Below are 21,806 nucleotides of genomic sequence, written 5' to 3' on the forward strand. Positions count from 1 at the left end.
TTGGAAAATACGCTGTCGCTTACCGATATTTACGGTTCTTATATTTCTCTGGATTGCGTATTTCAAGATGACAATATGAATCAGTTGTTTGACAGCATGGATGCAGAAGATAGAGAAATTTTTAATTGTGATGTTTCGCGCATAGATTGGCCCTCTTATGTAAAAGAGGTTCACATTCCCGGCTTGCAACGCCATGTGCTAAAGACCGGTGTTTAGGATCTCTCATGACCTCACGCGATAGATCGGATACTCGTCCATTGCACGAATCACTGCTCGACGATCTGGAGCAGATGTTGGCTATTTATGACCAATCGGTTCAGCTTATGCTCGAAGCCGTGCGTCACGATGGCTATTTTGACGATCTTGATCCAGATGCGCTTGTCTGGCCCAAAAGTCAGAGCGGGGCGGTGGATATGGAGGCACTGCAATTTCGCGCGCAACTTGTGGATGCGATTTTTCAGGGTCTGCCCGAGGTTCGCGATGAGCGTTTGGAAGAGGCGTATCGTCCTTTTGCGGAGTTGCTTCCGCAATATCACACGGGGAGCCGAATTTATTTGCAACTCAGGCGGCAATTTGTCGAGCGAGGTCGCGGAGATGCGAAAGATTTTTTGAAGTTGTATCAATCTCTTTATTTGAAGGCTCTGGCACGGGCGGAGTTGCACGCGCCCGAAGCCGTGGAAGAGGCATTGGCTCAGGTGCATATTACACAGGTGCCGATGTCGCATGCCCGCGCCGTTGCAGAGGCGCTTGACACTGTGGAGGCGGATGAGGATGCGCACTGGGGCGAGGAGTACAGTTGTGAACGAGATGGCGAGCAGATTGAGGGCACTTTGCGCGATTTGTTGCAAGATGTGGCACAGCGCACGCTCAATTTGATCGCCGCGGGGGGGTTGCTCTCAACGCGGTATAATTATTTGACGAATTTTGGCTGGTTTGGCGTGTCGGTGTGGAAGGTTATTGTGGATGCGGAGGTGGCTTTGGCGCAGTTGCGCGACGATGTGGATCTGGCCGGGATAGATGATGATGTGTTGCACATCAAGGCGCTGTTGATTGAATTTTTGCACGCACATCAGGAAGATCCCACCAGGCTGCGTCCCCGGCTGTACTGGTATGGGCAGGAATATAGTTATTTGACGCGGGATATGATTGATTTGTCGATTAAGCTGATATGCGATGTGAACGCGCAAATCGATCGCGTTGGGCAAAAAGACTCGCGTGTAGAGATTCCCGCTTTGCTCGCAGATACGGCGCAAGGGCGATTTTTGGAATATCCCAATGTCGGGTGTCGGGGGCAATTTTCGAAATTGCAGAGAGGAATGCGTTTTGTGAGGTGGATGGGAACTTCGCTCAAGGTGGGGCGAAAAAAAAAGAAATTGTTGGAAAGAGAAGCCGATCCCATCCGTCGCCGCGAAGCTGGATGGCGCACCTGGCTCGATTGGGGACGGCGCACGCTGGATATTTTTGATATTCGCGTTGATATTTATATTGATCCCCATTTTGAAGCTATTGTAAGAGATTTGGGAGCCGATGCAGAAGATCGGCGTCTTATTTTTTTGCCAACGCATCAGAGTCTGTTTGACCATCCCGTTTTGTACAGGGTTTTGCAGTCTCGAGAATTTTTGAATGCTATGGGATGGGAAAGACCCGAACCGTGTGTAATTTTGGCGCGCACGGGGCTGGCGCGTTCGGGTATCAAAATTGGGTCGAAACAGATTACGCAGTTTGGGATGACGTCTGAGGTCTTTGATCAGATTCTGGAAAATGTCGATGGCTATGTGATGCTCGAGCGATCCCATGCCGCGGGCCATACGACACAGCGCGTGGCACAGGCATTGACAGAGCGACCAGGCGTTATTTATCCCATGGCGACGACCGCAGCTTTTGCGATCCAGCAATTTCCGCTTCAACACGGGGTGTTTGCACAATTGCCCCAGGATGTGGTGATTGTGCCGATTGCGTACCGCGGGCTTCACGCGCTGTGGCCCAAGTGTCCAAAGGGCAATATCAATATCAATCCAGGGCAGGTCGATGTGTGGGTTTCTCCGCCCATGCTGGGGGAGACCACTCTGTTGCCCAAGAGGCGGTCGTTGCGGATTCAGTCCGAGGCTGCCGCGCTGTTTCAAGCGGTGCATATTGCGACGTTGTTGAATCCGGAAGGATCGTGAAATGTTTGAGGTACGATATGAATGAACTGATGATAGTTGCAATTTTACTGGTGATCGTATTTTTGCTCGTTCGAGGGCGTCGCGCTTTTGCCAGTAAAGACCGTTTTTTTCAGGGGGAAGAAGGCGAGCGGTTTGCTCACAAGTGGGGGTATAAGGATACGCGGTTTGAGTTTGACGATGACAGGACCGTGCATGTGACGGGAACGCGGTATCCGTTGTGTGGCTATCGGATGCCGTATTTTTTGCCTTTTGTCGAAGGGGTGCTCGATGTGCCGGTCCGGCCCGAAGATATGGGGCAAGAGGTCGAGCATCGCGATTTGCCCGCGCCTGTGGCAAATGATGAATTTTTGCGGGCGGTGCGCGAGGCGCTCAACGAAGATGGCATTTCTCAGGAGGATATAGAGCGTCTGGTGCATAGCCACGGGCAGTTGAGTGTGGATGAGGTGTATCAAATTTTGTACCATCGGCCGCCCGAACGCCTGGTGGATGTGGTGTTGTTTCCAGAGGAAGACGCGGATATTCAGGCTGTTATTCAGCTTGCAAATGAACACAATGTGGTGCTGGTGCCCTATGGCGGTGGGACGAATGTGAGCGGTGCGCTCGCTGTTCCTATTTCAGAGACGCGGATGGTCGCGTCGGTGGATATGCGTCGCATGAATCGCATTGTGCAGGTGGATGAAGAGAATTTTCAGGCGTGTGTGCAAGCGGGTATTTCGGGTAAGCAATTGGAGATTGCGCTAAATGAATTGGGATACACGTCGGGACACGATCCCGATAGTCTGGAGTTTTCAACCCTGGGGGGATGGATTGCGACCAATGCCAGTGGTATGAAAAAGAACCGGTATGGCAATATTGAGGATATTGTGATAGAGGCCACGCTGGTGACGCCGACGGGGGAAGTGGAGACACACCATGCGACGCCGCGCAATTCGACAGGTGTGCAGCCCAGGTCGTTTTTGTTTGGTAGCGAGGGCAATTTGGGGATTATTACCCGGGCGACGATAAAGATCCACAAACAGCCCGAAGCACAGGCGTTTGGCTCGCTGGTGTTTCCGTCATTTGAACGGGGTGTGGCTTACTTAAAGGCACTTCGGCAGACAGGGCAAGTTCCGGCGAGTATTCGGCTGGTGAACAATACGGAATTACAGCTTGGGCAGGCGCTGAAGCCCGAGGTAAAAGGATTCAAGAAGCTCCAGCAGGATATTCAGCAATTTTTTTTGGTTAAGGTCAAGGGATTTGATCCAGAGCAGTTGGTGGCGTGTACGATTGTGATGGAGGGCACAAAAGACGAGGTCCGGCAGCAGGCAAAGACGATTTTTCGTTTGGCGAAGAAATACGGTGGTATTTCGGGCGGGGCGCACAGGGGCGAGCGGGGGTATATGTTGACGTTTGGCATTGCGTATATTCGCGATTTTTTCACTCAGTTTCACATTTTGGGCGAGACATTTGAGACTTCTGTGCCGTGGACTAATATTCACGACGTTATAGGTGCGGTGGAAAAGAAGCTATTTGTTTTGTGTGAAGAATACAGTGTGCCGGGCAAGCCCTTTCTGGCTTATCGCGTGACGCAGACCTATCACACGGGCGTGTGCATTTATTTTACAATGGGTTTTTGCGCGCAGGGGCTCGAGGATTCGGTTGGCGTTTATCACGCGATTGAACGCCGGCTGCGGCAGGAGATTTTAGACCACGGGGGGTCTTTGTCGCACCATCACGGCGTGGGCAAGCTCCGCAGTGGCTTTTTGCCGCAGATTCAAAGCGAAAATAGCATTGCAGTGTTGCGGCAGATGAAGAAGGCGATGGATCCAAATAATATTTTTGCCATTGGCAATGGGGCGTTTGCGGATTGAAATTGGAAAGGACCGATTGATTTTGAGCGGCGAAATGTTTCGCAATAAAGTTGTGATCATTACAGGCGCGTCTTCGGGGCTTGGGGCTGCGTTGGCTCTGGAACTGGCGAAGCAGGGCGCACATCTGGCGTTGTTTGCTCGGCGAGAGGACAAGCTGGGCGAGATGGCTGAGCAGTGTCGGGATTTGGGGGCACAGGTGGTGACGGTGGTGGGGGATGTGACACGGCTCGAAGATTGTGAGCAGTTGATTGAGGCGACGATTGCAGAATTTGGCCGCATAGATTATTTGATTGCCAATGCCGGGATCAGTATGTGGGCGCGGTTTGACGAGGTGGAAGATTTGGAGGTGTTTCGCAAGCTGATGGAGACCAATTACCTCGGTCTGGTTTATTGCGTGCATGCGGCATTGCCACATTTGAAAATTTCAAAGGGTATGATCGTGGCGATTGCATCTTTGCAGGGCAAATTTGGCGTGCCTCTGCACACGGGATATGGCGCGTCAAAGCACGCGGTGCTGGGTTTTTTAAACGCCCTGCGTCTGGAAGTTGGAGATGTGCATGTTTTGACGGTTTTGCCGCATTGGCTTCAGGGAACGAATTTGAGACGGCACGCTTTTGGGAAGGATGGTGAAGCACTGGGCGATTCCTCACAGCGGCACAATAAAGAGGCGCTTTCTCTTAGATCTTGTTGTAGGGCAATTTTGAAAGCTATGCGAAAACAGAAGCGCGAATTGGTGCTTCCCTGGCACCACCGCGCATTGCCCTATCTGCAATTGATTCATCCCAAGATTGTCGAGTGGCTGGTGAGGAGGAAGATGAAGGGGCAGGGTTTGGGAGATATGGCGTGACGCCCGATGATCCTGGAACTTCCATAGAAGAAGCCGTGGGACAGATGCTGATGATCGGTTTTCGCGGTGATGTTCTATATGGGGATATTGTTGCGCTATTGCGGGATATTCGACCCGGTGGGGTGGTGCTTTTTGATTATGATCTGCCGAGTAAAGGTGAGGTGGTGCGGAATATTACGTCACCGCGGCAACTTCGTGCTTTGACCTCAGCGCTCCAGGATATAGCGCCTTATTTTATTGCGGTTGACGTAGAGGGTGGATATGTCAACCGGTTAAAAAAGAAATATGGTTTTTCGGTTTCTGTGCCTTCTGCCCAAATACTCGGTGGACAGTCCCTCGGTAAGACGAAAAAGGTAGCAGATGCTCTTGCGTGCGAATTGAAAGAGATGGGGATTAATTGGAATTTTGCTCCTGTTGTCGATGTGAATATAGATCCCAAAAGCCCGGCTGTTGGCGCGATAGAACGGTCTTTTAGTGATGTGCCGAGGGCTGTGGTGGCACATGCCAATGTTTTTATTAAGGCGCATCGAGAACAGCAGGTGATACCGACGCTAAAACACTTTCCCGGACACGGAAGCGCGGCGGGTGATACACATCTGGGTGTTGCCGATGTCACACAGACATACCGACGTGCGAAAGAGCTTTTGCCGTATCAAAAATTTATCCAGAAAGGCTATGGCGATCCGATTCTTACCGCGCATATTGTCAATCGGAAGCTCGACAAGAGCGGGAGGCCGGCAACTTTGTCGTATGATATTATGACGAGGCTCCTCAGATATGAGATGGGTTTTGATGGGGTCGTTATTTCCGATGATATGCAGATGGGGGCGATTGTCGAGGCGTATGGTTTGACGGAAGCGGTTGTTGAAGCGATAAAAGCAGGTGTTGATATGATTTTGCTCGCCAACCAGATTGGGGAATACAATATTGAGCAGGTGTATGAGGTAAAAAATGCCATTGTGCAGGCGGTAGCAGATGGCGTTATCGAGGAAGACCGCATTTGCGAATCTTTTAATCGGATTCAAAGATTGAAGCAGAGGTTCGGGATTTAACAGAGAGAATGTGACGTCTTCTGACCTTGAAATTCTTATTCAAGAAGGCGAAGACACGACGCTTGAGTTCAAATTACCGGGGAAGTTACCGGGGTAGTTGCTCCAGAAGTTCGATTCTTAACTTATCTTTCACTCATCTCATCATGAGATGAGTTTTCTTTTTAATCTGATGTCAAATCACTGGACAATTATTGCGAATCCCGTTTCGGGACGTGGCCGTGCAAGGCGTACAGGTGAGCGGGTTGCGGATTTGTTGCACGAGCGCGGTGTATATGTAGATTTGATGATGTCGGGAGCACCGGGCGATTGCGAGCGGTTAGCGCGGGAAGCATTGGCGCGAGGCGTGCGACAGGTTGCTGCATGTGGGGGGGATGGGACAGTGCATGAGGTGGTCAATGGTCTCGCAAATTCAGATGCGATTTTGGGGGTTGTGCCGTGTGGTCGCGGGAATGATTTGGCGCGGGCGTTGGGGTTGTCCAGTGATGTGGAGGATGTGGTCAATACGCTGGTGCATGGGGTGGATCGCGCGATTGATCTGGGGAAAGTGGGTGACCGTTTTTTTGTGACTGTTGCGAGTTTGGGTTTCGATACGGCGGTGGCGCAAAGGGCGCGGTCTCGACCTTCGAGATTGGGTGGGACAGCGTCCTATTGTCTGGCGGTTTTGCGAACACTATCTGGATATCGATCTCCTTTTGTGCGTCTGCGAGGAGATTTTGGCGTTTTTGAAGGGCGTATTTTGCTGGCGGCAACGGCGAACGCGCCTTTTTATGGGAGCGGGATCAAAATTGCACCTGATGCCATTGTTGACGATGGGGCGCTGGATGTGTGCATTGTGGCAGATGTTTCGCGCTGGACGGTTTTGCGGATGTTTTTGCGCGCGTATTCCGGCGCTCATGTTGGTCATTCTGCTGTGCGCGTTGTGCAGACCAGAACTTTGCAGATTGAGTCAGATGATCCCCTGTGGATTTTTGCGGATGGGGAACCGATGTGTGAGGTTCCCGCAAAGATTGAGGTTGTTCCGGGTGCGCTGAAGGTGAAGGTATAGTTGGTTTTAAGTGTTCATTTTCGGACACCTGTGTATCATTTCCGGACACTTGTGGTGTTATGGAATTTGCCGATTTTTTATAACACGTTGATAAATAATGAGATAAATATTTTGGCACGGATATTGCATAGGATGGGGGTTACAATTTGATCCGTCGTTCAAAATTAGTTTATAGAGGAGGTTCGAGATGATTCAGATGTCGGGTATTCAAAAGTGGTATTCGTCGCGTTTTATTCGGACGGTTGTGTTGCAGGGGATTGATCTGGAGGTTGCGTCCGGGGAGTTTGTATCTATTATGGGACCTTCCGGTTCGGGCAAATCCACGTTGTTGCATATTATGGGGATGCTGGATTCGGCGAATAGAGGGGAGTATTTGTTTGACGGCGATGCCGTGCATAAGATGCGCGAGCGCGAGCGGTCGGATTGTCACAAGAACAATATCGGCTTTGTGTTTCAGAGCTATCATTTGATTGATGAGCTGACTGTGTACGGAAATATTGAGACGCCTTTGTTGTACAAGAAGGTGAAGAGCGATGAACGCGAGGAGATGGTGAATGCGATGCTGGATGAGTTTGATCTGGTGGAGAAGAAGGATTTGTTTCCACATCAATTGTCCGGCGGCGAACAACAGCGCGTGGGTGTTGCGCGTGCCGTGGTGATCAAACCGCGTGTGATTCTGGCTGATGAACCCACGGGGAATTTAAATTCGACGCAGGGCGAACATGTGATGGATTTGTTCACTAAATTGCACGGTGAAGGGACAACGATTGTGCAGGTGACGCATTCGGAAAAGTGGGCGGGCTATAGCAAACGTATTGTGCATTTGCTCGATGGGGAAGTGGTGAGGGACGAGGGGGTGTGAAAGATGACTGAGGAATTTGAAGAAGCTGTTGATGCAGTGATTTCAGGTGATACGGAGACGCTTGAATTGCTGCTCCGGAGAGAGCCTGACCTGATTCGCATGCGGTCCTCCAGAGCGCATAGGGCGATGTTGATCCACTATGTGGCGGCAAATGGCGTGGAAGATGAACGGCAGAGTACACCGGCTAATGCGGTCGATGTCGCAAATGTACTCATTGATGCCGGTGCAGAAATAGATGCTACATTTCTGGATGGGGGATCGGGGACCACACCTCTTGTTTCGTTGGTGACCAGTTTCCACCCACACAAAGCGGGTGTCGCTGCTGAGCTTGTGAGCGTGTTCGTCAATGCGGGAGCGAGGGTAGATGGGTTAAAGGGAGATGGTGAACCACTAAGGCTCGCGCTCAGTTCTGAATATCCCGAGTCGGTTCAGGCTCTTCTTGAATGCGGTGCAAAGATTATGAATGTCGAAGTCGCCGCTGGTTTGGGAGATCTTGTACTGGTTGAGAAATTTATCGATGAGGGAGGTGTGTCCAGCAGGGAATTGGAAGAGGCATTCTGGTCTGCTTGCAAGTATGGACACACTGAGGTGGCGGAATGTCTTCTCAAACGCGGGGTGGATATAGATGCAAGGGGCGGGGCGAATAATACGGGGTTGATGCTGGCATCACAACGCGGTCGAAGAGATACGGTCGAGATGCTTCTGGATTGCGGGGCGTCTGTTGAGTTGAAAAATGACTATGGTGGTACAGCGCTTGGTTCAACGATGTATTTTCTGGCAAATCATCCCGTGATAGGTGCCGATTATGCGGGGGTGATCGAGTTGCTGCTCAATGCGGGATCGGAGTTCAACTTTGGTGGCAAAACAACGGGCGATGACGAGGTGGACGATATGCTTCGCAAACGCGGTGCGATCATATAGTGGTCTGTCTGCGTCCGTATTATTTCAGGCTAAAAATAAAGGTTACGTCTTCGTGGCGTAGCTCCCAGCTATTTTTTCGATGGACAGTACTCGGCCATACTTCTACGCAGTAGTCCTGGCGGGATGGTGAACCTGAATGAAGCCATTTTGTTTGCGCTTCTTTGAGTTTGTCGAAACACTCCCTCCCTCCGTATGCGGTTATGTGATTTTCGTGTATGATACAGATATTCGATCTATTATGTTTGGTGAATACGAAAGCATTCTGCATAGGTATTACGGTTAATCCCTGAAGTTGAGCAAAGAACGCCAGGTCTCTCCGTAAAGTCCAACTATTCCTTCCGTCTTGTATATCCGCCCAGGAAGCGCGCTCTTTGGCGGCTGGCCGTTTTCCGGCAAATTTCTCGACTAATTTCCGAGCCTGATCCCACTGAGGAGTCATTCCGTGTCTGCCTGTGAATAGCATAAATCCAGGAAGAGATATTACTTTCCCACTGAGATGATCTTTTCGCTTTTGTAATTGCAACATGAGGCACTGGCTCTCACCCGGGAAGTCGTTCAACGTCAATACCATTACGCCTTTGGGCGATAGTTGCTCCCACCAGGCGGGGAACAGGGTTGGGCACGTGACCGTGGTGATCAGCCGATCAAAAGGCGCTTCTTTCGCATAGCCTTTGGATGCATCACCCGTTATTACACGAACATTTTTTGTGCCCTGTCGCTTCAAGTGACGGCGTGCCCTGCGCGTAACATCGGGTTGGATATCCATTGTCACAACACGTCCGTCAGGTCCTGTGAGATGTGCCAATAGAGCGGCATTCCATCCGGTGCCTGCGCCAATTTCAAATACGCGATGTCCCGCGCGAACGGATAGAACATCCAGCATGTGAACGACGAGAGAAGGTTGCGATGTCGAGCTTGGAGGGTTGAGGTGGCTGAGCAAAGCTTCGTCGGAATAAATTCTCTCTAATTGGCTCGAAGTGGGGCATTTCGGATCGACCTCAATTAAGCCTTTCCGCTTTCCCAATGCATGGATTCGATCGACAAACAGATGTCTCGGTGTCGCTTGGAGGGCATGTTCTATTGCCTTATTCTTCAAACTACCTGTTGCCTTTAGCATGTCGATGAAATTGCGCTGTAACAGATCTGTATTTTTATTTTCGGGCATTAGTCTTCTCTCAAGGGTTTAAGTGAGCTATGATCCTGCTTACGCACCCGGACCTTTGACAAACATCCCAGGGGTCGCACCCGTATGTTCGCCATTTTTGAGGACGCGGATGCCATTGACGAAGACGTCGCGGATGCCGATAGAGAGTTGGTGAGAGTCGTCGAATGTCGAGCGGTCGGCGACGGTGTTGGGATCAAAGACGACGATGTCGGCCCAGCAGTGGGGCTGGAGTCGCCCGCGGTCCCACAGTGAGAGGCGATTGGCGACCGAGGAGGTCATTTTGCGGATGGCTTCTTCGAGGGGCATGAGCTTTTCGTCGCGGACATAGTGGCCCAGGACGCGGGGATAGGTGCCGTACGACCGGGGATGGAGCGGTCCTTCAGTAGCTGCCCATTCTGGATCGACGCCGCCTGCGTCGGTGGAGACTTTGATCCAGGGGAGTTGGAGTTGAAGACGGACGTTGTCTTCGGACATGGTGTGGTAGATGGTGAAGATGCGCTGGTTTTCCGATAGCAGGAGGTCGATGGTGGCTTCTATCCAGTCCTGGCCGCGCATCTCGGCAATTTCAGAGAGGCGCTTGCCGATGTATTGCTGGTTTTCGGGTTTTTTGAATGCGACCGGGGCGATGTGTTCGGGGCGACGGGGAATTTCGCCGTGGCGGTTTCTGACTTCGGAGACGATTTTCGCGCGGATGTCGGGGTCGCGCAGGTTGTCGAAGAATTTGCCGTCTGCGGCCACCCAGGTGGGCAGGACAGTGGCGGTATAGGGATACATATCGGCGGTGATGTCGAGGCCCTCGGCGCGTACCTGGTTTACGCGCGCAATGACCTGGTGCATCTTGGGATAGTTGCGCTCGGCGACGGCTTTGAGGTGATAGACTTCGACCGGGATGTTGGCGCGCTGTCCGATTTCAATGGCTTCGTCCAGGGCTTCGAGAAGTTTGTCGGCTTCGGACCGGATGTGGGTGATGTAGATGCCGCCGGATCTCGCCGCTGTCTTGCAGATTTCGACGATTTCATCCGTGTTGGTATATGTGTCCGGGGGATAGATGAGGGCATAGGAGGGACCGAAGGCGCCGTCTTCCATGGATTCGGCCATGACGCGGTGCATGGTTTTCATTTCATCGGGAGTTGGCTCGCCCATCCGCATGCCCATTGCGTGCGCGCGCAGGGTGCCCGCGCCGAGGAAGGAGCCGACGTTGGGCGAGACGCCAGCTTCGATCATGGCGTCGAGCCAGTTGCCGAAGCGATGCCAGTTCCGCGCGCGTTCCCGCCAGTTTTTGGGTAGAGATCGCGAGAGGGTGTTGGAGCCACCGACAGGTGCGGGGGTCCACGCTTCGCCCATGATTTCGGTTGTGATGCCCTGGGTGATTTTGGAGAGGCATCGGCCATCGCGCATGAGGGGGACGATGGAGTGACTCTGTATGTCGATGAAGCCGGGACAGACGATGTGACCGGATGCATCGACGATTTCGTCTATGCCGTCGCGGGGGATGGACCCTGGCGGTTCGATGGCGGATATTTTGCCATTTTCAAGAGCGACATCGCCGTAGAAATAGGGGTTGCCGGTGCCGTCGATAATTTTACCTGAGTGAATAAGGGTCGTGATTGGCATGGGAGTCCCTTTCGTTTTTTTATGTTAAAAGTCTGCGCCGAAGTTCTGGACAAAGATGAGGAAGTCCGGGAAGGTAACGCGCAGGTCACCGTCGAGGTCAAAGGTGGGATCGAAGCCAACGTCGCCTGCGGTTTTGCCAAAGACAGAGGTAAAGGCGAGGAAGTCCGAGAAGCCGATTTCACCGTCGCCGTCAAAGTCTGAGGCTGCGGGACCGGACGCGAGTTCAGATACGGAGAGGGTGTAACCGAGTGTTGTGCCAGATGTGGAGGTGATGGCGAGGCTTCTGGCAATAGTGCCGGATGTGTGAATGCGTTTGCTCTGTGAGGCTGAAATGGGGATCGGTGCGGCGAAGGGTTGATTCCCTTCGGCGATGAGTGTGACGAGGAGGTCGTTGTCACCTGTGGATTGAATGGTGAAGGCGAGACCGGGTGTTTCGCCCAGATCGAGATAGTCTATGCCCCAGCGCGTGGCGCGTCGCGTGAGGTTATTGGTCGGGACGGTGAGGGCTTCGCGCTTTGCCGGGTGCAGGTCAATGGCGCGATAGCCGAGGTCGCCCTCGCCGTCGAGGTACAGGGCAGCGGCCCATTGCCCAAAGAGGTGATCGAAGCGTTCGGGTGCGTTGAGCGATTGAAGGACATTGTCGATGCTCGCTATGCTGCTGTCCGGGTCTGCGACGAGTTTGCGGAGTGCGCCGTTGCCATAGCGCTGTGCGAAGTACGTCATGTAGAGATATGCCTGGTCAAAATCAAAAAACTGATCTTCCCAATGGGTGAGGTCTGTATTGGTCGCGAACGAGAGAAAATTTTCGGTCGCGGCTGCTGTCGTGTCTTTGTATCCACAGGCGAGTTCAGCGTATTCCGAGCACCCTTCGTCGAGCCATTTGGCTTCGTCGTGGTCGGCTTTCCAGTGGATCAGGTGCTGAAATTCGTGGGCAAGTGTGGCGCGTGCGAGGCTGCTGTCAATGTCGAGCGGGCGGGCGTCGATATAAATGATTTCGCGCGAGACGGGCGGGGCTTCGTTGTCGGTATCGATATAACCGACAAATGTGATGCCCGTGATTGGACTGTCGAGCACGTCGAGTACCAGGATGAGTATGCGGGGATCGGCATCGACATCCGGAGGATCACCAAAGAGGTCGGTGACAGTTTCGTAAATGCCGCGGTCGGGATGGCGTGCTGTGGATTTATCAAATGCGTGTGCAAGGGATTCAATGCCCGTTTGAGTTACGCGCGGGGTGTTCCACATGTCGTCTTCTACAAAAATGTAGCAGTGGTCACCCACATAGCGACAGGTTGTTGTGGTGTGGTATTTCCCCCCGCCAACGAGTTGAAAACTGTAAGCCGGCAGCGTGAGCGTATCGCCAACGCGAAAAGGTGTGGAGGAGGATATTTTGGTTGCGGGACGATAGGGTATGGTTTGACGTGGAATCAGGTGGGTTCCGCTTTGAGGGATGGGGTGGGCGTGGGCTGTGATGCAAAAAAGCGCAATGCAGCAGATAAAAAAAATAGGGATGTAACGCAAAGAGCGTTTGGGAATTGTCGGCAAAGGCATTGTTAAAATCGGACTGAGAGTCGCACCTGTAAGTCTCCGGAGGTCTTGGGGGAGACTGTTGCGATAGGGCGGGTTTTGGCGGCGATGTTGGCGGCGTTTAACGCGCTGGCAAAGCGGTTGAAGATGAGTGCGCCCACAAAGAGAAAGCTGCGTGTGCGGGCCCAGGTGGCTTTGCTTCGCAGTTCTCGAAAGTGTTCGCGGGAAGACGGTGTGTCCCACTCCCAAAAGTTTTCGGGTGTTTCCGGCAGTGGGGTGGCCGATGGGCCCTCGACGTATTGCAACCGGGCATTGTAGTCGTAGATGCTGTTATAACTGGACAGGCGGTCGTAATGGGAGTTGGGTTTTTTGACAGCGGTTGCGCCAGCGCGTGCCGCGGCATAAGCGCGGAAGGTGTTCTCTCGTGTGGTGTTGAGTTTTTTAAATGCCAATAGTCCGGTCCAGAACATGCCTTCGGTGAAGTGGAAAAATTTCGCGGATTTTCGCCCGCCCGCATACCGCTCGCCCAGACCGGGTAAAATAACCGATAAAAAGGCGGCTTTTTTAGGTGATTTCGCTTCTTGTGCAAATGCGGCAGACGGCGCGAGCAAACAGGCGCAGACGATTAGAATTTGAGATGATGTTTTCACGATGCTAAAATCTCTTTTTCAATTCGACCATGGATCGTCCATGGCTATCAACCGGCGTGATGTCGATCCACAAGCTCGGCCCGGTCTGTTTTTGCAGCGTGCGCGTATAGATCGAGGCGTGTATGGCACTGGCAATGTGGTTGAGTACGGCCAGGCCTGTGACAACAGACGCGCGTTTGAGGTATTTGTTGCTGTCGTTGCGACGGGTTTCATAGTCCTGCCTGCGTGACGATGGCACGTTTTTGTTATCGGTGGAAAAGTCAGCCGTCACATCGTCCCAGCCATAGACAAATTGATGGTATTTGCCAATGAGTTCGTAATACTGTTGTGTGTCTTCGCTTTTGGAGGGCAGGGCGTGGGTTTCGTGATATGGATCGGGCTGAGTTTTGTTCCATTCTCGCCAGGCTCTGTACTGCGCTTCCCGCCAATGCCGATCGGCATACGCTCGAAATTCTTCTTTAATGTCATTGCCCCTGCCTCGCCATGATACATAAGCGGTCCAGGTGAGGGCTTCTGCGCCCATAAACCCGACTGCGCGCATTTTGGCCCCGGCATATAATTCACCCAGACCCGGTACCAGTAGTGAGAGAAAGAAGGCCGTTTTAGGTGATTTTTCCGCGGTGGCCTGCCCGCACATCAGCGCGAAAACAAGCGTACAGAGTGTGAATTTTCGCATGGGGAGTCCTTTGGCTAAAAGTTGCCTTTCCCAACATCTGTAACAAATCCAAATAATAATGTAAAATAAATCTTCAAGCCACTTCGTTCAAGTGGATCGCCGGGCCGTTGCAAAGGCACATGGTCGAATCCATAGGCCACGTCGATGCTGGCGCGTGTGGGAAAAAGATAAAACGAGGTGGCGTCGTAGCGCAACTGCGTGCCCAGTTCGCGTTTCCAGCCGCGTTTGAGTATCGCATCGTCGGGTGTGCCATCCCAGGCGCGGGCGATTCCGGCAAAGAATGCGCCGTAGAGCTGGTCTGAGTAGATCGGGCCGGTTTGTCGGTCGATGCGCGACCAGAGGGGAAAGCGATAAGCCGACCGCCACATCAGGGCGCGGCGGCCTTCCAGGCTGTAAAACGTATATCCTTTCATGCCGGGTAAGCCGCCGAGGAAGAAGTCAAAGGTGTCGTCAACTTCGCGGTCGATCACGCCGCCAAAAAAGCGGAAACTCAGCGCACTGCGGCCGGGGGCAACCGGGATAAATTCGTTCCAGTCGAGGGAGAGTTGGTTGTAGAAATAGCGGTCATAGGTTTCGACGATTAGCGAGGTATTTTCCTCAAAGCCGCTGATGAACCAGTTGAAATAGCGATCGTAACGCAGCGCGAGACGGCGTCCAGATCGGGGGTTGATTTCCGAGTTGCGCGAGCGGCTTATGGCATCGAGGCGATAGGTGAGGGCGAGGTCAAATCCGTTGAGGGTTGTGGCGGCTACTATATCGCGATTGAGGCCATTGAACCGCGCCTGATCCAGAACCGCGCCCGTGCGATTGTACACGAGGCGGGCGTCGATCATACCGCCGCGCCTCATGGTGTATTTGCCCCCTATTTCGATGCCCGTCAGCGCAAAGGTGCGGTTGTAGATGCGGAAGTCTTCGTCGCGGCTGATGACATCTTCTTCAACGTGGCGCGATAGACGATAGGCTTCGAGAAAGAAGGTGGGCCGTTTTTTGCGGTATTCGTAAAGCGCGTATAAATCCATGTCCAGATCGTGGGCGAGCAGGCCACTGATGAAAAAGGTTTGTTTTCGCAAGACATCGTCGGATCCCGCTATGGCGCCGAGTTTGAGTTTGCCGCTGTCGATTGCCAGACGCGGAAGTATGGTGGTGGTTGCAAATTCATTTTTGTATGGGCGGCTCGCTATTGCGGGTTTGGGCGTTGCGGACGCGAAGGGTTCGACCCGAAAGATATTTCTCGATACGGGTTCATTTAGCGGCTGGGAAATAACGCGAATTTCGTAGGCGTTTTTGCCGTAGTGGGCATAGGCGATGCGGTCGCCATCTGGATGCACATGGGGTTGAAATGCGCCGCCGTACACGCGGGTGAGGCGGTCTATTGCGCCGCTGGATAGATTGGCGCGATACAGGTTGAAGATGCCGTCGTGGTCAGAGGCAAATACGAGGGATGACCCATCGGGTGTCCAGCACGGGTCGCGGTCGGTTTCGGGTGAGGCGACGCGCACTGTGTAGTCGCCACCGGTTGCGGGAATGGTGGCGATGTCCCGCGAGGTGCCGATTCGGTAGAGCGAGAATGCGATTTGCGATCCATCGGGCGACCAGCGCGGGGTGGCGACTTGTGAGCCATCGTCAAAGGTTGTGAGGTAGCGTATGGTGTCTGCCGCGATGTCGAGGATACAGAGGTTGGTGCTGCCCCCGCCGTTTTTGACAAACGCAATTTGCGTTCCGTCTGGCGAATAGGTCGGGTGAATGCCGCGCGAGCCTGTGCTGAGACGCGTTTCGCCGGGGAAGGTGGTACGCGCGAGGCCAATGGCGGTTTTGACATTTTGATACAGGCTCGGTTTCGCGGCTTTGGGATCTATGGTGTAGAGGTCCCATTGCCGCCCGCCATATTTGTTGGGCTGGCTGTGGCGCGCGTAGAGGAATTGCTCGCCATTGGTTGACCAGTCAAAGGCCGTGACCGCGCTGGGGGCGGCGATTTCTTCGCTGCTGTCGGCGAGGGTATAGACCATCAAACTCGTGCGCCCGTAATCGCGCCCTTTATTGGAGAGATAGGCGAGTTTTGTGCCGTCGGGCGACCAGCGGGGGTGCAGATTGAGGTAGCCGTCTTCGCGGATGAGGTCGCCCTGTTCGGGATTGGTTTCGATCTGTGCGATTTGTGCCGCATAGCGTTTTTCGAGCGATGCGACCCAGCGCGCGTGCAATTCGCTTGCAGAGATGCCCAGGGTCGCGCGGATTGCGCCGCCAAAATCCGTGCGCCACCAGACTTTCATTTGCCGATACAATTCGGGGAGTTTGTCGCGCCCAAAAGTATCGACCATAAAGAGGGTGAGCGAGTATCCGTGGTCGTACACTTTTTCAAATCCGAGACCTGTTTTCGCGCCGAAGACGGACATTTCGTCGCGGGTGAGCAAGCTTCCATTGCGCGTGGCCTGACGCAAGATCATATCGCGGTGCGAGTCCCAGCGGTCGTGTTGTGCGCCCGGTGCCATGTATTGCGCTGTGCCTTCGGCAAACCAGGGTGGAATGATGGTGGCGGGAATGGCATACGCGGCCAGGACATTGGGGTAGCCAGCGAGGATGTCGTCGCGTTTGCCTTCGCCCTGATATTGCAGGTAGTTGACGAAGATGGCGGGGATGCGCCGCGAGGATTTTCGGGCGAGCTGGAGGGCGATGATGTGCGTCAATTCGTGCGTTATCACATTTGGGAGCCAATCTGTACTACCGCGCAGTGCAAAGTCGAGGTTGGAAACCCAGATTTCGATGGTATTGTGGTAATAATACGCCGCGCCATTGGCATAGTCTTCGGTATCCTTGAGGATGATGCGGACTTTGCTGTCGGGGTCAAAATTGTAAAAGGAGGCGATTGGGCCGTACGCGTTTTCGGCGACCTGTGCAGCGCGCGGAGCCAGTTTTTCCAGGCCTTGATGGTAATAGACTTTGAAGTGTTCGGTTTCTATGACGCGCCAGTTTAGTTCTGGATGATTGGCGTCAAATTGCGCGAGGGCCTGTGTACTCAGGGTCAGGAGGATGAGAATTGTTTGTGTGAGTTTGTGAGACATAGTGTTTATTTAATTATTGCGGCTTTGATAAATCGCACTTCTGTGCGCGTGCTATTGCTGGCTTGCAGGCGACAAATATAGAGGCCGCTGGCGTAATCGGTTACATCCCAGGCGATTTCGTTGTCGGTGTTGGGCATGGGATTGTCGTGTGTGAGGTCGGCGATCTTTTCCCCGAGGGGATTGTAAATAGTCATAATGATTTCGGCGGATTCTAACAAAAAAAAGCGAATGCGCGCCCTGTCACCATTGCGGACGGGATTGGGGTAGAGGTATGCTCGCGCCGCGGGTAAAAGCGAGGTGTCTGTTGGGGTTGTGATTTCGACAGGCTGCTGGAGCAATTTGCCCGCGTTGCCCGGCCCACCGCCGAGTTGTCCCCAGATAATTTTGTTGCCGGTATAAGATGGGTCAATTGTCTCCAGGTGGAAGAGGTGTACGCTGCCGCTGGCGGTATAGATAATGAGTTCCAGGGTGCCGTCGTTGTCAAGGTCGTCGATAAGGGGCGATGAGAGAATGGGGCCGGGTACTAATAGGGGAAAGCCCGATAGGAGATGTCCTTCGGCGGTCAGGCCGTAGAGGAGGCCACCGCGTGTGCCTATAAAAATATCGGGGGATGCGTCGTTATTGATGTCGGCGAGAATGGGCGGTGCTTCAATGGGGCCAGCGTCGTCTTTTATCGGGAAGGCGAGCGCGCCTTCGGTTTGCAAGATGGCGTTGAAACGATAGAGATAGAGTTTGCCGTTGCCGCCAAAAAGGACTTCGAGAAATCCGTCCCGGTCGAGGTCGGCGACAACAGGGGGTGAATGCGCGCCGCCGGGTACGGGATCGCTCGCAAAGGCGAGGCCGTTGGCGTCGAGGATGGAGAGGATACCGTCTGATGTGACGACTGCAATGTCGTCATCGCCATCGCGGTTGAGGTCGCCTATTGTGGGGCCGCCGATGATGGGAGATGCGAATGTGGCGAGTGGCGTGGATTGGCCGGTGTCGTGAATGAGGTGGATCTGAGCACTGCTGGTAATGGCGATGAGTTCATTGTCCGGATCGCTGTCGATATTGCCCACGGCGAGCGATTGTATGGCGTCGCTCAGGGCGATGCTACCCGCGATTTCAGATAGAAAATTGCCCCATTCGATTTTTCCATCGCTCCATCCCCAGATATCGACATGCGCTGTGGGAAATTTTGCAATGACGGGTGTTGTGGAAAAAGATGAGGGAGAGGTGATATCGACGGTTTCGTGGACTGTACCACCGGGACGCCAGTGCGTTCGGATTGTTTCCCCGCGATGGTAGATGAATCCGGCTATTTCCGGGTCGCCAATTGCAGGGGTTGTCGCAAATGTCTCGTCTGCGCTGTGCGGTGTGCCCGCGATTTTCCACGCGCCAGAACTGTGAAGGATTTCTTTGATTCCATCTCTATCGAGGTCGATGACGCGGGGCGATTCCCGCGTGGGAGTCAAGTTTGTAATCGGCCAGTTGTCCGGTTGCCTGGCAAAATGGATAGCAACTGCCATTACTTCACCAGGCGGACTGAGGACTTCGATGGTTATGCCGCTTTCATAGCCCAAATTGCTGCGGGTATTCGGCGAGGTGTCGGGATCAAATACAGCGTTGTTGCCCACGTAAAAGGCGTCTTCTGGCGCGCCTTCGATACTGCTTAGTGAGATGATACCAGCTTGAATGATGCGGCTGGCCGATACATTGCCGATGTCTTGCAAGCCATCGGCTTCTTCGAGTGCAATGCCGCGGCGATATTGGGCAGGTGCAATTTTGTAATCGGGATGGCTGTTGATATGTTTTTCTGCGTCGCTGGCTCGAATAACCGCATCGTCAATGTGGTAGATGAGAATGCCCGAGCCGGGTATGAATGCATCGTAGTCGTCTGCGGAAAGCCAGACATTATGAGGGGTGGAAAACTCGATTTGCGGAATGCGATTTTCAATGTTGAGACGCGAGAAGCGGTTTTCGATCAGGAAGTATTCTGTGGCGCTGATGGGCACGCGAATAGCCTGCGGAAGGTCGGACGCGCTGCCAGATGCGGCGATTTCTACGGTGTCGTTGTGGGTGATTACGAGTGGTTCGAGCCAGCCGAGTTGTATGCGCGACCAGGCCGTCATGCGACTGGGCAAGAATCCGATCAAATTTGTGCTGGTGGGGTCATTTGTGAGAGGTTGGAGACCCAGGCGCGCGGCGTCAATTTGATTGTTGGCGCCCGTATCCATCAAACTCCAATCGCCAATTGCGGGCAGGTCGTTTTCGAAGTCCGACAGACCGGGCAAGCCGAGTTGCGAGGCAAAAAATCGGGCGAGCGTGCCGTTGAGACCGCCCTGACCGTTTGCACTGATGGCTTCGGGCAATAGCATGCCCGATGTCACCTGAAAGGCACCGTTGTTGACGGAAAGCGCACCGTCGGCGAGTTCGATGAGGTCGCGTTCAAAAATAAAAGCCGAGGGTATGTCGTTGAGTTTTTGACCTGCTTCTCCGCCGAGTCCCGCGTGAAATACCGCAAAGGCGCGATATTTTGAGAAGTCTATGGTTGCGCCATCTGTGGCATCTGCAGCGCGAATGCCATCCCGAAAGAGCCGCGTGACGCGCTCATTTATTTCGCGCCTCGTGCGTCCATTGCCGTATTCGATCAAGGGGGTATCGAGGACGTAACTCGCGGTGGGTTCCTGCGGGTACACGTCGTATTCGATGGTCAGTTGCCCCTGGGATATGTCGCGGTAATAATTGGAAAGAGCTTGAAGGTGGGCTTCGAAATAGGCGCGGTCGTGGGGAGGCGCGTCAAAGGGGTAGATGCGATCGGAACTTTCGGATGTGCTGAGATTGAATGTGCCGTTCCCGCTGGTGGTTTCGTTGTCGGGGGTTTCGGGGGGGAAAGAGACGCGCAGAGCCAAAACGCGATAGGTGTCGGCAGACATAATGGGCTGTAGAAAAAGAGCTACAAGATACAGGAGGATTGAGCATCCGCGCAGGAGGGTCATAGTCAAGCGTCTGTTCAGATTCATAATGCGAGATTAGTGAGAATAGCTGATGCGGTAGATGAGACCGGCCTGGTCGTCCGATACCAGCAGAGAACCGTCGGGCATGACGAGTACATCGACTGGCCTGCCCCAGTTCGATTCGCCCTGTAGCCAGCCTTTTGCGAAGGGTTCGTAGCTGACCGCCCTGTTGCCATTTAGACGCACCAGGGTAACGCGGTAGCCGATCTTGCTACTGCGATTCCAGGATCCGTGTTCGGCGATGAAGATCTGATTGCGGTACTCCTCTGGAAACATGTCGCCAGTGTAGAAGCGCATGCCAAGAGCCGCTACGTGCGGACCGAGATTCTGGACCGGCGCGACGAACTCGCCGCAGCTACGCTGATCGCCGAATACGGGATCGGCGATGTTGGTGCCGTGGCAGTAGGGATAACCGAAGTGCTGGCCCTCGACGGTTATTCTGTTCAGTTCATCCGGTGGCACATCGTCGCCCATCCTGTCTCTTCCATTGTCTGTGAACCACAGTTCGCCCGTTTCCGGGTGCCAATCGAAGCCGACGGTGTTGCGAATGCCCCGCGCTATGATGCTGAAGTTGCCATTGGCATCCAATCTTCCGATTGAGGCGTAAGGATCGCCGCGATTGCAGATGTTGCACGGCGCGCCGACCGGTACGTACAGCAAGCCGTCGGGTCCAAAGCGAATGAATTTCCAGCCGTGCGATCGATTCGTGGGGAAAGCGTCGTTGACAATTTCAGGCTGCGGCGGGTTGTCGAGTTGTGCTTCGATGTTGCGATAGCGCAGGATGCGGTTGATTTCGGCTACGTACAGGTTGCCATCTTTGACGGCGACGCCATTGGGGTTATTCAGGTCGCGGGCGAGGATGATGACGCGCTCTGCTTTGTAGTCGCCATCTTCGTCGCGCAGTGCATACACGCGACCGCTGGGGCGGGTGCCGACAAACAGGGTTCCGCTGGGGCTGAGGCTCATCGAGCGAGCGCCAGTTATCCCTTCGGCGTATATGCGAATGTGGAATCCTTCAGGTAGTTCAATTCGCGTCAGGCGTGGATCGCTGGGTGGTGGTGGCTGTGACGATGCCGCAAAGCTATCGACAAATAGCAGAAAATCGTCAAATGCAATTTCGCCATTGCCATCCAGATCGTATTTCGCATCGTAGCGATCTTGACCCGCTTGAGATCCGAACGCGGTGACAAATAGCAAGAAGTCGGGGAAATCGACAACACCATTGCCATTAAAATCCGAAGAAGGGGGGCTGCTATTTTGAGAAAAAAGAGACGAAATTAAGAGTGTGAGGTTTATCAAACTGGCGATACCGAGCGCGAGAAGGCGAGGTTTGGTATTATATCTCAAGAGATTTAGCATTGTATTTCAACTGATGTCTTC

General features: G+C 53.5%; 16 protein-coding genes. 8 read left to right on the forward strand and 8 right to left on the reverse strand.

All coding sequences use genetic code 11. The features are described from left to right. From OXG87_17380 to OXG87_17415, 8 genes are all read left to right on the forward strand, one after another. Window positions 1-216: hypothetical protein (locus tag OXG87_17380; protein ID MCY3871324.1), on the forward strand; the 216-nt coding region annotated here is incomplete at its 5' end. Between the two features lie 8 nt (window positions 217-224). Beyond that, entirely contained in the window at window positions 225-2,165 is a 1,941-nt protein-coding gene (locus OXG87_17385; protein ID MCY3871325.1) for a hypothetical protein, read from the forward strand. Between the two features lie 17 nt (window positions 2,166-2,182). Beyond that, window positions 2,183-4,015: an FAD-binding oxidoreductase gene (locus tag OXG87_17390; GenBank protein ID MCY3871326.1), complete on the forward strand. Its 1,833-nt coding sequence runs from the start codon at window positions 2,183-2,185 to the stop codon at window positions 4,013-4,015. Between the two features lie 34 nt (window positions 4,016-4,049). Next, entirely contained in the window at window positions 4,050-4,862 is an 813-nt protein-coding gene (locus OXG87_17395) for an SDR family oxidoreductase (protein MCY3871327.1), read from the forward strand. After that, window positions 4,859-5,914, forward strand: coding sequence for a glycoside hydrolase family 3 protein (locus OXG87_17400; GenBank protein MCY3871328.1), 1,056 nt, complete (start codon window positions 4,859-4,861; stop codon window positions 5,912-5,914). Before OXG87_17395 ends, OXG87_17400 begins: the two co-directional genes overlap by 4 nt. Window positions 5,915-6,062: 148 nt before the next feature. Further along, the gene (locus tag OXG87_17405; GenBank protein ID MCY3871329.1) at window positions 6,063-6,959 is read left to right on the forward strand and encodes a diacylglycerol kinase family lipid kinase; all 897 of its coding nucleotides are present in this window, start codon (window positions 6,063-6,065) and stop codon (window positions 6,957-6,959) included. A gap of 187 nt (window positions 6,960-7,146) precedes the next feature. Further along, window positions 7,147-7,821 (forward strand): ABC transporter ATP-binding protein, encoded by a 675-nt coding sequence (locus OXG87_17410; protein ID MCY3871330.1) that lies wholly within the window; start codon window positions 7,147-7,149, stop codon window positions 7,819-7,821. Between the two features lie 3 nt (window positions 7,822-7,824). Further along, a complete protein-coding gene (locus OXG87_17415) occupies window positions 7,825-8,742 on the forward strand; it encodes an ankyrin repeat domain-containing protein (protein MCY3871331.1) in 918 nt (305 codons plus the stop codon). Between the two features lie 19 nt (window positions 8,743-8,761). Here the strand turns inward: OXG87_17415 and OXG87_17420 are convergent, their stop codons facing one another. From OXG87_17420 to OXG87_17455, 8 genes are all read right to left on the reverse strand, one after another. After that, window positions 8,762-9,907 carry a methyltransferase domain-containing protein gene (locus tag OXG87_17420; protein ID MCY3871332.1) on the reverse strand — a complete coding sequence of 382 codons (1,146 nt, stop codon included), beginning with the start codon at window positions 9,905-9,907 and terminating at the stop codon, window positions 8,762-8,764. A gap of 39 nt (window positions 9,908-9,946) precedes the next feature. Continuing rightward, window positions 9,947-11,521: a D-aminoacylase gene (locus OXG87_17425; GenBank protein MCY3871333.1), complete on the reverse strand. Its 1,575-nt coding sequence runs from the start codon at window positions 11,519-11,521 to the stop codon at window positions 9,947-9,949. A gap of 24 nt (window positions 11,522-11,545) precedes the next feature. Next, on the reverse strand, window positions 11,546-13,072 hold the full coding sequence (locus OXG87_17430) for an EF-hand domain-containing protein (GenBank protein MCY3871334.1): 1,527 nt from the start codon (window positions 13,070-13,072) through the stop codon (window positions 11,546-11,548). A 2-nt stretch (window positions 13,073-13,074) separates the two neighbouring features. Next, window positions 13,075-13,698 (reverse strand): hypothetical protein, encoded by a 624-nt coding sequence (locus OXG87_17435; protein ID MCY3871335.1) that lies wholly within the window; start codon window positions 13,696-13,698, stop codon window positions 13,075-13,077. A 4-nt stretch (window positions 13,699-13,702) separates the two neighbouring features. Further along, window positions 13,703-14,374, reverse strand: coding sequence for a hypothetical protein (locus OXG87_17440; protein ID MCY3871336.1), 672 nt, complete (start codon window positions 14,372-14,374; stop codon window positions 13,703-13,705). Between the two features lie 14 nt (window positions 14,375-14,388). Continuing rightward, on the reverse strand, window positions 14,389-17,430 hold the full coding sequence (locus OXG87_17445; protein ID MCY3871337.1) for a BamA/TamA family outer membrane protein: 3,042 nt from the start codon (window positions 17,428-17,430) through the stop codon (window positions 14,389-14,391). A gap of 5 nt (window positions 17,431-17,435) precedes the next feature. Then, a complete protein-coding gene (locus OXG87_17450) occupies window positions 17,436-20,345 on the reverse strand; it encodes a T9SS type A sorting domain-containing protein (GenBank protein MCY3871338.1) in 2,910 nt (969 codons plus the stop codon). Window positions 20,346-20,441: 96 nt separating this feature from the next. Further along, window positions 20,442-21,785, reverse strand: a complete 1,344-nt coding sequence (locus OXG87_17455) for a PQQ-dependent sugar dehydrogenase (GenBank protein MCY3871339.1) — start codon at window positions 21,783-21,785, stop codon at window positions 20,442-20,444. Window positions 21,786-21,806: the final 21 nt, after the last annotated feature.

The sequence above is a fragment of the Gemmatimonadota bacterium genome (genome assembly GCA_026706845.1).
Taxonomy (GTDB): Bacteria; Latescibacterota; UBA2968; order UBA2968; family UBA2968; genus VXRD01.